We start from the raw sequence: 11,767 nt of genomic DNA on the forward strand, positions 1-11,767 counted from the left end.
ACATCGGTGATGGGAACGGCGTTCCTTCCGAGGGCAAAGTGCCAATCCCGTCATCCTGAGGCGCGAGGCACACCGCGCAACGCGCGGCGTGCGGAGCCTCGAAGGATGTACGGCCTGGATGCAGCCGGGCCGTCGCCCTTCGAGGGCCGCTGAAGGAGCGGCCACCTCAGGGTGACGGTGATGGATTCGGGGCATCAGGCGCGAAGACATGCTACGCTCCGCAACCATCGAGGCCTTTCGAATCGCCCCATGATGCTCCTGCGAAAACTGCTTCTGCTGATCGCCGGCCTCGTTCTGGCCGGCGCGCCGGCGCGCGCCGCGGAGTTCTACACCGAGGACCTCCGCATTCCGATGGCGGAGGCCGGGCCGCAGGGGCTGGAGGCGTTCCTGGTCCGCCCCGCAGGCGCGAAGCGCTATCCGCTGGCGCTGCTCAGCCACGGCTCGCCGCGCAGCTTCGACGACCGCGCGACCATGACGGCGCACAAATATTACGGCATCGCGCTCGAATATGCCCGGCGCGGCTTTGCCGCGCTGATCGTGATGCGGCGCGGCTACGGCACCTCGCCGGGCGGGCGCATCGACAGCATCGGCGGCTGCGCCAATGCCGCTTATTTGCCGGCAGCCGCTGTTGCGGTCGCGGATTTGCGCGCCGCGATCGATGCGATGGGGCGCAGGGCCGACGTGACGACGACAGGCATGATCGCGGCCGGCCATTCCGCCGGCGGACTCGCCACCGTCGCGCTGACGGCGCAGGCGCCGCCCGGCCTCGTCGCAGCGATCAACTTTGCCGGCGGCCGCGGCTCGCGGGACGACGACGATGTCTGCAATCCGGATGGACTGGTGCAAGCCTTCGCCACGTTCGGAAAAACATCGCGCGTGCCGACGTTGTGGGTCTATGCGAGCAACGATCTGTTTTTTGGCCCCGATCTCGCGCGCCGTCTCTATGACGGGTTTCGCGGCAGCGGCGGTCACGCAAAGTTCATTGCGGCCGCGCCTTACGGCGACGACGGCCATTATCTCTATTCGGTGATGGGGCGGCCGCAATGGACACCTTATCTCGACGCCTTCCTGCGCGAGCGCGAACTCAGCCACGACATCCTCGGTCTGCCCGATCCGCTGCCGCCGCCGGGCCAGCTCAATGCGGCGGCGCGCGCCGAATTCTCGCGCTATCTCGCCAGCACGACGCCGCACAAGGCTTTCGCGGTGTCGCCCAATGGCGGCTACGGCTGGCGTTCGGGGCGCACCACGGCCGAGGACGCGCAACGTGATTCGCTGAACGCCTGCATGAAATGGTCGCCAAGCTGCACGCTCTATGCGGTCGATGACCGTCTCGCGGGGGCTGCGCAGAGGACCTCGACGGACCAGAGCGCCCGCGCGCGATAGGCGCGAGAGCGATCCGGTCTTGCAATGGGTGAAGCTAGAGCCGTTCGCTGAGCGCGAGCTTGTAGCCGACGCCGGTGACGGTCGCGATCACGGGCGTGCCGCTGCCGACGAGCTTGCGGCGCAGCCGCGCCACCAGCGCATCCACGGTGCGGATGTCGACCTCGGCCTGGCGGTTGCTGACGACCTCGATCAGATAGTCACGGCTTAGCGGCCTGCCGTCGGCACCGACCAGTGCCGCCAGCAGGTCGAACTCGGCGCGCGTCAGCGCCACCGGCTTGCCATCGCTGCCGAGCAGCTCGCGCCGCGTCAGGTCGATGATCCAGTCGCCGAAGGCGATCGAATTGTGATTGCGCGCAGCCTTGCGGTCGATCGAGCGGCGCCGCAGCACGCTGCGTGCGCGCGCGAGCAGGTCGCGCAGATTGATCGGCTTGGTGACGTAGTGGTCGCCGGCGATCTCGAGGCCGAGGATGCGATCGACGTCCGTGTCGCGGCGGGTCACGAAGATAATGCCCGCATTGCTGGTCGCCTGGATCTCCTTGGCGAGTTCGAAGCCGTCGCCGTCGGGCAATTGCACGTCGAGGAAGACTAGATCGGTGCGCGCGCGCAGCGCCTGGCGGCACTCCGCGCAGGAGCCGGCGGCGACCACGTCGAAATTGTTCTCGCTGAAATAACCAACCAGCATCGTGCGCGTCACCGGATCGTCTTCAACGACGATCAGCCGCTCGCGGCCAGCCGGACGCAATTCCTGAAGCGCGGAATCAGTCAAATTGTTGGATGTCCTGTGTGCTTGCGACCCGGCCTGAAAATTCAAGTCGCCGCGCAGCGCGCTGTCCTGTGAACGAACATTCACGACTTATTCGAGCCCCCGAAATTGCCTGCCAGAATACTAGGCGTGTTGTGCCGGCCAAACAATATTGGTCATGGCTTTGGAACATTAAGTATGAATTGCCCCACAATTCTCATCCCGCGCATCATCACGCAGGCTTGGCCCGCGCGAGCCTCGACAAGCCGCCTCGACACCGCCGATCCCGCACATTCGACCCCGAACGCAACCGCCGGTTAACGTAAAGAACGCGTTTGGCTTCGGAAAAGCCGGCCGCACCTCTATTGTCCCCGCAGGTCCGAAATCGGGAGCAGGCGTGATGCAGGGGCAGGCCCGGTTGGCTGCCGGTCAAATCGAGGACGGTGCAACGCGCCTCAGTCGTTCGCACAGCCTCGACTTCCTGCGCGGTCTGGCCATCCTCGGCGTGGTGGCGATCCACGTTTCGCAATCTTTTCCTTCGAACATCCACGCCGTCGACTACGCCTTCATGTGCGGCTGGACCGGCGTCAACGTGTTCTACTTCGTCAGCGCCATCACGATGTGCCTGATGTGGACGCGGCGCCTCGAGGCGAACCCCACGCGCAAATTCTACATCCGCCGTACCTTGCGGATCGCGCCGCTGTTCTGGCTCGCGATCCCGTTCTACCTCGTCGTCAACGGCACGGGTCCCAGCGCCAACGCCCCCAATGGTATCGGACCGCTGCAGGTGATCCTGACCGCGACTTTCCTGCACGGCTTCTGGCCTGACAGCGTCAATAGCGTCGTGCCGGGTGACTGGTCGATCGCCGCGGAGATGACTTTCTATCTCATCTTCCCCTTCCTGATCACAGCATTCGGATCGCGCCGCCATCTCTATCTTGCGCTGGCGATCGTGCTGCACCTCATCAATGTCGACCTGTTCAAGCCGTGGGCTTTCGAGCTGTTCTCGGCCTATTACGGACCGGGCAACGATTCCTTCGTCTGGAGCACGCTGCACATCAGCTTTCTGAACCAGTTGCCGGTCTTCCTGGTCGGCTGCGCGCTGTTCTTCTCGCTGCGCGACGGCTTTGCAAAATCGGACGCCGCGATCTACGCCGCCTTCATCGCGCTGTCCTTCATGGCCAATCGCGCGTCCGGCGCGCACGAATTCAACTATCTGATGATCAACCTCGCGCTTGGCGCGGGTGTGGTCGGCTGCATCCGCTTCGCGATCCGCTGGCAGCCGATCGAGGCGCTCGGCCGCAATTCCTATTCGATGTATCTGTCGCACTTCGCGGTGATCTTTGGCCTGCGCCAGATCTGGCCGTTCGCCGACGGGCTGGTCTCGCTGCTGATCGTCTATGCCGTCACGACGGCGCTCAGCTATCTCGTCGCGCGCGCGACGTGGCATCTGGTCGAGCGGCACGCGCAGGATCTCGCGCATCGCCTGACGGCTTCGACGGCCAAGACCACACGCGCGGAGCCGGTCACTGTACCAGGCGTCGCCCTGAACGGCCGCAGCGCCGGCGCGTGAGCCGTCTCAGGACGATCCCACCTCGATCCGGTACGACAGCTCTTCCTTGGCGCCGGCCGCGATATGCATCAGGCCCGGCTTGTCCCTGAACTCGCCGTCGAAGTCCCTCGGACTGGCATAGCCGCGCCAGGGCTCGATGCAGAGGAACGGCGCGCCGGAGGGTTTCGACCAGACGCCGAGCTCGCGAAAGCCGCGCCATGACATTTTGAGCCAGGGCCCGGCGCCCTCCCCGGCCGCATAGCGGACCGCATGGCTGTTGACGGGATCGAGGATCACCGCGTCATTAGCGAACAGGGATTCCGATAGGGAAAGCACTGTGCCTCGGACCGGGCTCGGATCCGTTGCCGCGAGCAGGAGGCCGCCCTCGACCCGGCGAATCGGAGACGGTTCCTCGGTCGTGAACGTCAGCGCGTAGCTCTCCTTCGGCACGCCAGCCTGAAGTGGCCAATTGAAGGCGGGATGACCACCGAGTGACACCGGCAATGTCTCGCCGCCAGTATTGATGACCGTGAGGGAGAGATCGAGACCTTGATCGTCGATCGCATAGCTGGCCGTCAGGCGGAACGCGAACGGATAGACTGCGCGCGTCGTCTCGCTGTCTTCGAGCGCCAGCGTGCAACGGTTCTCGCCGCGCTCCACCCACGCAAAGCGGCTGTCACGCGCAAAGCCGTGCTGGGTCATCCGGTAGGTCTTGCCGAGGTGCCGCATCTCGTCATTGGCGAGACGCCCGACGATCGGAAACAGCAGCGGCGCGTGGAGTGCCCAGGCGGGACCTGCCTGCCAGACGAATTCGGTGCCGCTGCCATCCTTCAACGAGCACAGCTCGGCGCCGTGCGCCTTGATGGTCGCGGTGAGTGAGCCGCTGCGGATCGTATGCGTGTCGTCAGTCATGACGGTCTCCATGGCGGCGACGAGGCGTGCGATCGGATCATATCGCAACGGAGGCCACTCCGCCCGCCTCGCGACGGAGCGACGAAAAGTCGCGAAAGCCCGTCGCTCCGCTGGAGGTCTGCTAGGCCCGGGACGACGACCGCCCGACGCTCTCGTAGACGAAGCCGGCCGCAGCCATCTCTTCGGGACGGTAGATGTTGCGGAGATCGACGACGATGGGCTGGGCCATGGTCGCCTTCAACCGGTCGAGATCGAGCGCGCGGAACTGCACCCATTCGGTGACGATGACGAGCGCGTCGGCGCCTTGCGCGCAGGAATAGGCATCCTCGCAATAGGTGATGCTGGGGAGTTCACCCTTGGCCTGCTCCATGCCGACCGGGTCGAACGCCCGCACCTTCGCGCCCATGTCAATCAGGCCGGTGACCAGCGGGATCGACGGGGCGTCGCGCATGTCGTCGGTGTCGGGCTTGAAGGTGAGGCCGAGCACCGCGACGGTCTTGCCGCGCAAGCTACCGCCGAGCGCCTGGCTCACTTTTCGCGCCATCGCGCGCTTGCGGTTCTCGTTGACCGCCAGCACGGATTCGACGATGCGCAAGGAGACGTCGTAGTCCTGCGCGATCTTGATCAGCGCCTTGGTGTCCTTCGGGAAGCACGAGCCGCCGAAGCCGGGACCGGCATGCAGGAACTTGGTGCCGATGCGGTTGTCCAGGCCAATGCCGCGCGCGACCTCCTGCACGTTGGCGCCGACTTTCTCGGAGAGGTCCGCGATCTCGTTGATGAAGGTGATCTTGGTCGCGAGGAACGCGTTCGCGGCGTATTTGATCATCTCGGCGGTGCGCCGTTCCGTGAACATCAGCGGCGCCTGGTTCAGTGACAGCGGGCGATAGATGTCGCCCATCACCTTGCGGCCGCGCTCGTCGGAGGTGCCGACCACGACGCGATCGGGAAACTTGAAGTCGCGGATCGCCGCGCCCTCGCGCAGGAATTCGGGATTGGAGGCGACGACGACGTCGGCCTTGGGATTGGTCTCGCGGATGATGCGCTCGACCTCGTCGCCGGTGCCGACCGGCACGGTCGACTTCGTCACCACCACGGTGAATCCGGACAGCGACTGCGCGATCTCTTTCGCGGCGGCGTAGACATAGGACAGATCGGCGTGACCATCGCCGCGGCGGGAGGGCGTACCGACCGCGATGAACACGGCGTCGGCATCCGCCACCGGCTTCGACAGGTCGGTGGTGAAGTCCAGACGCTTGGCCTTGACGTTGGTCGCGACCAGTTCATCGAGGCCGGGCTCGTAGATCGGAATCTCGCCGCGATGAAGCGCCGCGATCTTCTTCTCGTCCTTGTCGACGCAGGTGACGTCGTGACCGAAATCCGCAAAGCAGGCTCCGGACACCAGTCCCACATAGCCCGTTCCGATCATCGCGATGCGCATGAAAAACTCTTTCCGTTGAAGACGGATGTTCCACTGAACACCCTAGACGATTTCTCTATCCGACCGCGCGCCCAACATTCGGGCAGATTGCCGCGCGACCAAAGGCACACCAGCCACGCGGCACGCAGGTGCCGCCGATCACGCGATCAGACGCCGTGGTACTTTCGATACCATTCGACGAAGCGGCCGAGGCCATCTGCAAGTGATGTCGAAGGCGCGAAACCAACGTCGCGCTGGAGCGCGGAAATGTCGGCGCGCGTCTCCAGGACGTCGCCTGCCTGCATTGGCAGCAGCTCGCGGATCGCGGGCTTGCCGATGAGCTTCTCCAGCGTTTCGACGAACTCGATCAGATTGACCGAGCGGTTGTTGCCGATGTTGTAGACGCGATACGGCGCGTAGCTCGACGAATTTTCCGGCGCTTCCGCGTTCCACGCGGGATTCGGCGTCGCGGGACGATCGAGCGTGCGGATCACGCCTTCGACGATGTCATCGACATAGGTGAAGTCGCGCCACATGTCGCCATTATTGAAGATCTTGATCGGCTCATTGGCGAAGATCGCGCGCGTGAACAGCCAGGCGGCCATATCGGGCCGGCCCCACGGTCCGTAGACGGTGAAGAAGCGAAGGCCAGTCACTGGCAGCTTGTGAACATGCGCGAACGTGTGCGCCATCAGTTCGTTGGCCTTCTTGCTTGCCGCATAAAGGCTGACGGGATGGTTCACCGAATGCTCGGTCGAATATGGCAAGGTGCGGTTGGCGCCATATACGGAACTCGACGAGGCGTAGACGAGATGCGCCAGACCATGACGCCTGCCGGCCTCAAGCACGGTGACGAAGCCGTCACAATTGGCGCGGATGCTGGTAATGGGATCGTCGATCGACGCGCGCACGCCAGGCTGCGCCGCCAGGTGCACGACCCGGTCGGGCGCAACCTCGTCGAAAACGCGCGTCACCGCGGCAAAGTCTGCGAGATCGATCTCGTAGAATCTGAACCCAGGACGGCGCTCGAGCGTTGCGAGGCGCGCACGCTTCAGCGCAGGATCGTAATACGGCGTGATCGCATCGATGCCGACGACCTGCTCTCCACGCGCCAACAGCCGTTCACAAACGTGCATTCCGATAAAGCCGGCAGCACCGGTAACGATCACTGGCCGCAAAGTTGTCATCTCGTTCATTCCGCGAAGCAATGCCAGACCAGGACATGAGAGGCAAGGTTTTGACGATTGCGACAATCATCAAATCAGGCGGCCCATGTAAGCGCATCGAAATGTGTAGGAAACATGATGGCGTCATGCATACTCGCATGCTATCCGCCTGCGAGGATGCTCTGACGATAGCGCCACATGTGCTACACGTCATAGATCGTATATTCGGCGCGAATGCTTAGTCTCGAGGCACTGCTCGCGTAGGACACCTGCGAAGAACAAGACACCCACGAAGAAAAAGATCGGCTTTGAAACTCTCCATCAACGGCAGGTTCCTGTCACAATCGCTCACGGGCGTGCAACGCTACGCTGCCGAAATCGTCAAAGCGATGGACCGCCTGCTCGCGAGCGGAGAGGCTCCGCAGCAACTGCTGGATGCAGAATGGCAGATCCTTGCGCCCCCGAATGCGCAGACGCTCGCCGGTCTTCGCCGCATTCAAATCAAGCAGGTCGGATCGCTGCAGGGGCACGCGTGGGACCAGGTCGATCTGGCGCGTGCGGCCGCCGGGACGCGCCTCGTCAGCCTCGCCAACTCCGGGCCGGTTCTCCACCGCGACCATCTCGTCGTGATCCACGATGCGCAGGTTTTCAGGCGGCCGGACTTCTTCAGCTGGCGCTACCTCGCTTTGCATCGCACGCTCGGCCATTTACTGGCGCGCACGGCAACGATCGCAACAGTTTCGGCGTTTTCACGCAACGAACTTGCCGAGGTGCTGTCGCTCGATCCCGCTTCGATTCCCGTCATTGCGAACAGCGCGGAACATTTCGCTTCCGTCGAGCCTGATACCTCGATCATCGATCGACTGCATCTTGTACCCCATCAGTTCTTCCTCTTCGTCGGCTCGATGACGAAGAACAAGAATGTCGACACTGCCATTCGAGCGGCCGAGCGGCTCGGCCGGACTGATTTTCCGCTGGTCGTCGTCGGCGGCGACAACAGCAAGGTATTTGGAGGCGCCGCCGCCGCGCAGAAGGCCGGAATCGTCATTGCTGGCCGCCTGAAGGACGAGGAGATCGCGGCGCTGTTCTCCCGGGCAACTGCGTTCGTGTTTCCGAGCCTCTATGAGGGCTTCGGGGTGCCTCCTCTGGAAGCGATGTTCTTCGCCTGTCCGGTCATTGCGAGTTCCGCCGATGCCGTGCGCGAGACCTGCGACGATGCCGCCGTCTATTTCGATCCGCTCAACGCGGAGCAGCTATCGGCCCGGATGCGCGAAAGAATTGAACTCGGCAGGATTTCGCCGGCGGAACAGGAGAAGCAGCGACAACGACTGTCGACGTATTCCTGGGCCAAGTCCGCCGCAGCGATGCTCGAATTCCTCGCCAGCCCCGCTTCCCACACCGCATCCGGCCGCGCGGCACGATGACGCGGCCCAAATATTGCTGCTTAGAGGCGTTACACGCGCTGTCTGCAAGAGAAGGAAGGACTAACCGTTGTCCAGCGGCCTGAAAGTTCTGCATGTCGCCGAAACGGTCAGGGGCGGCATCGCCACCTACCTCAACGAGCTGCATCCGCATCAGAGCGCGAGCTTCGGGCGTGGAAACGTCAATTATGTCGTTCCGTCCGACCATCGCGACGATCTGGTGAACATCGAGGATGATGCCGTCACCACGTTTCCGCGCGACGGCCGCAACGCGATCGGCCTGTTTCGCATGCTGTTTGCGACCATGCGCGCGGTCCGGCAGTTGCGGCCTGACATCATCCACCTTCACTCGTCGTTCGCCGGGCTCGTGGTGCGCCCGGTGCTCTGGCTCACCTATCGGCGTTCTCGCATCGTCTATTGCCCGCACGGATGGGCGTTCGGCCGCGAGACCGGCCGCCTCAGCCGCGAAGTCACCAAGTTCACCGAGCTCGTGCTGTCGAAACTCACGCATCGCATCGTCTGCATCTCCGAAAGCGAGCTGACCGATGCAAAACAGGTCGGAATCGCGGACAATCGCCTGGTTCTTGTGCACAATGGCATTTCCAAGCAGCGCCCGGCGCTCGACGACAAGGGCGCGGCGCCGTGGCGGTCTGACAAGATCAAGGTCCTCTTCATCGGCCGGCTCGACCGCCAGAAGGGCTATGATCTGCTGATCGAGGCTGCGCGCGCGCTCGGCGACAAGCTCGACGTGCGCCTGATCGGCGCCTCCGTCGTCAGCAAATTCCGCAGAAGCGACCTGCCGGCCAACATAACGTTTCTGGGCTGGATGAACCGCAACCAGATCGAGGCCGAGCTCGAACAGGCCGACATGGTCGCCATTCCTTCGCGCTGGGAGGCATTCGGCCTCGTCGCGATCGAGGCGATGCGCGCGGCCAAGCCGATCATCGCCTTCCGCATCGGCGCGCTGCCGGAAATCGTCGAAGATAATGCGACCGGCGTGCTGTGCGACGAAGTCTCAGCCGAAAAACTGGTTGAAGGTTTTCAGCGCGCAACCAGGCTTGACCTGCCCGCGGTCGGCCGGGCCGGATATGAGCGCTTTACCCGCCTCTACGACATCGAGCAGACCCACCGCACCCTGAGCCAGGTCTATTCCGACGTGCTGCATGTTCGGATCAGCGAATCCGGGCAGCGGACGAAGCTGCAATCCGACCTTCCGAACAATCTGCGATCGTAGCGGCCGGCCGATCAGGCCAGCCGGCGAGCCTCGTCTGGCGCGAATTCGGCGTCGATGACGCGCTTGTCCGAGAACGACCACGCGATCGCGAACATGACGACCATCGCGCAGACGAGAAAACCGGCCGCGAACAGCAGTGATCCGGTGTGCAACATCGTCTTGGCCTTCCCTTTTTGCTTGACCGACCACTAGCCGGATCAGGATTAGGAAGACCTTACGGACACCAGCGCGACGCCAGCTTCCAAATCTAAGCGTTAATGGAGGCGAAATCCCGTCGCAGAAAATTGGTCCGATGCCCCGGCGAGAACATCCGCTCGAGCGCCATGCCTGCCGCAGGATGACGAAAACACAACGCAGGGTCGGCCGGAATCGAATCCGATACTGGAAGTTTACGGCGACCTCATCTCGTGACGATGCCGTCGCATGTCAGGTTCAACGCCGCACACCGCTCACAAGTTCAAACGCGGCCCCAATCGTGACATCGATCTGACACGTGTATGTCCAGTTCGCGAACTGCTTATTAAAGAGGACGTGCCGCACAAGAATTAAACAGCGATTTGCGCGTGTATCTCGGTTCACAAGTTGCAATAAGGTCACAGCCATAAGTGCTTTACCATAAAGTCGAAGAGGTAGCAGTGACTCCGCAGCACGATGATTGGTACGGTGATTCAGATTTTAGATGAGTACGAGGGAATGCTGGTGGCTAACGCCGAACGTTTTAATTTTGATTTCGGGATTAGCCGAATCCTGGCGGTGGCTGCGATCAGCATCTCCCTGGCGGGTTGCGGAGGCTTCATTCCGTTAGACGCTCCGGATGCCGTTTCCACGCAAACAAATGCTGCGCTCGTCACCGAGCCGACCGCGCCGCTCGCCTACGCCCTGATGCCGGTCAATCCGGCGATCCTGCAGGCGACCAACGCTTTCACGGACTCCTCCGGAATGGTGTTCTCCCGCCTCCCGGGCGGCAACTACCGCGACGTCACGATCGGCATCGGCGACATCGTCACCGTGACCGTGTACGAAGCGCAGGCAGGCGGCCTGTTCATTCCACGCGAAGCGGGCGTCAGGCCCGGCAACTTCGTGGACATTCCGCGGCAGCAGGTCGACCAGTCCGGCAACATCAACATTCCGTACGCCGGATCAATCAAGGTCGCGGGACTGACGCCGCGCGCCGTGTCGAACATCATTCGCGAGCGCCTCAAGGACCGCGCCATCGACCCGCAGGCGGTCGTGAGCGTGGCCGAACAGCGCGGCAACCAGATCAGCGTGCTCGGCGAGGTCAATTCGCCGCTCCGCTTCCCGGTCGACCCGGGTGGAATTCGTCTGATGGGCGCGATCGCGCGCGCCGGCGGACCGAAATACCCGTCCTACGAAAGCACGATCACGATCAAGCGCGAGGGCCGGACCTACAGCGAGACGATGTCCTCGGTGGTGCACAACCCCAACGAGGACGCGCTGCTCGCGCCGGGTGACGTCGTCTTCCTGACCCGCATTCCGCGCGTCTACATGGTGTTCGGCTCGACGCCGTCGCCGGGATCGATCGGCGGCACCAACAACCGTCGGTTCTCGTTCGAGAACGACAACATGTCGCTGGCTGAAGCCATCGCGAAGGCAGGCGGGCTCGACGGCAATCGCGCGGACTCGAAGTCGATCTACGTCTACCGTTTCGAGCCCAAGCCGCTGCTGGAGAAGATCGGAGTCGCCGTATCCCAGTTCCCGACGAAGACGGTCCCCGCCGTCTACAAGTTCGACATGAGCAAGCCCGATGGCTGGTTCCAGGCGGATACGTTCAGGATGCGCGATCACGACGTGATTTCGGTGGCGGAATCGCCGTCGACCGAATTCATCAAGCTCATGAACCCGCTGAATGCGGCAACCACCAATGCGGACAACATCAGCACGATCATCGTGAACTCCAAATAGCCCAACTCGGCGCGCTC

Annotated in this window: 10 protein-coding genes; 5 read left to right on the plus strand and 5 right to left on the minus strand. The window is 63.1% G+C overall.

All coding sequences use genetic code 11. The features are described 5' to 3' along the window. Window positions 1-249: 249 nt before the first annotated feature. Window positions 250-1,383, plus strand: a complete 1,134-nt coding sequence (locus tag F8237_RS07980; RefSeq protein WP_151643494.1) for an alpha/beta hydrolase family protein — start codon at window positions 250-252, stop codon at window positions 1,381-1,383. Window positions 1,384-1,417: 34 nt separating this feature from the next. Here F8237_RS07980 and F8237_RS07985 read toward each other — a convergent pair whose 3' ends face one another. Then, window positions 1,418-2,233: a response regulator transcription factor gene (locus F8237_RS07985; protein WP_151643496.1), complete on the minus strand. Its 816-nt coding sequence runs from the start codon at window positions 2,231-2,233 to the stop codon at window positions 1,418-1,420. Window positions 2,234-2,525: 292 nt separating this feature from the next. Here F8237_RS07985 and F8237_RS07990 point away from each other — a divergent pair, with 292 nt between their 5' ends. Further along, on the plus strand, window positions 2,526-3,698 hold the full coding sequence (locus tag F8237_RS07990; RefSeq protein ID WP_151643498.1) for an acyltransferase family protein: 1,173 nt from the start codon (window positions 2,526-2,528) through the stop codon (window positions 3,696-3,698). Between the two features lie 6 nt (window positions 3,699-3,704). On the opposite strand, the gene F8237_RS07995 is transcribed toward F8237_RS07990, so the two are convergent. From F8237_RS07995 to F8237_RS08005, 3 genes are all read right to left on the minus strand, one after another. Further along, on the minus strand, window positions 3,705-4,589 hold the full coding sequence (locus F8237_RS07995) for an aldose 1-epimerase family protein (RefSeq protein WP_162005928.1): 885 nt from the start codon (window positions 4,587-4,589) through the stop codon (window positions 3,705-3,707). 121 nt (window positions 4,590-4,710) lie between these two features. Continuing rightward, window positions 4,711-6,027 (minus strand): UDP-glucose dehydrogenase family protein, encoded by a 1,317-nt coding sequence (locus F8237_RS08000; RefSeq protein WP_151643501.1) that lies wholly within the window; start codon window positions 6,025-6,027, stop codon window positions 4,711-4,713. Window positions 6,028-6,173: 146 nt separating this feature from the next. Then, a complete protein-coding gene (locus F8237_RS08005; RefSeq protein WP_151643503.1) occupies window positions 6,174-7,193 on the minus strand; it encodes an NAD-dependent epimerase in 1,020 nt (339 codons plus the stop codon). A gap of 287 nt (window positions 7,194-7,480) precedes the next feature. On the opposite strand from F8237_RS08005, the gene F8237_RS08010 reads away from it, so the two are divergent. Together F8237_RS08010 and F8237_RS08015 are read left to right on the plus strand one after the other, a co-directional pair. Next, window positions 7,481-8,596, plus strand: coding sequence for a glycosyltransferase family 4 protein (locus tag F8237_RS08010; RefSeq protein WP_162005929.1), 1,116 nt, complete (start codon window positions 7,481-7,483; stop codon window positions 8,594-8,596). Between the two features lie 67 nt (window positions 8,597-8,663). Further along, window positions 8,664-9,827 carry a glycosyltransferase gene (locus F8237_RS08015; RefSeq protein WP_151643505.1) on the plus strand — a complete coding sequence of 388 codons (1,164 nt, stop codon included), beginning with the start codon at window positions 8,664-8,666 and terminating at the stop codon, window positions 9,825-9,827. Between the two features lie 11 nt (window positions 9,828-9,838). Here F8237_RS08015 and F8237_RS36245 read toward each other — a convergent pair whose 3' ends face one another. Further along, window positions 9,839-9,982, minus strand: coding sequence for a hypothetical protein (locus tag F8237_RS36245; protein WP_167527463.1), 144 nt, complete (start codon window positions 9,980-9,982; stop codon window positions 9,839-9,841). A 598-nt stretch (window positions 9,983-10,580) separates the two neighbouring features. Between F8237_RS36245 and F8237_RS08020 the strand changes: the two genes are divergently transcribed. Further along, window positions 10,581-11,750, plus strand: coding sequence for a polysaccharide biosynthesis/export family protein (locus tag F8237_RS08020; RefSeq protein ID WP_244626092.1), 1,170 nt, complete (start codon window positions 10,581-10,583; stop codon window positions 11,748-11,750). Window positions 11,751-11,767: the final 17 nt, after the last annotated feature.

Source organism: Bradyrhizobium betae, assembly GCF_008932115.1.
In the GTDB taxonomy this organism is placed as follows: Bacteria; Pseudomonadota; Alphaproteobacteria; order Rhizobiales; family Xanthobacteraceae; genus Bradyrhizobium; species Bradyrhizobium betae.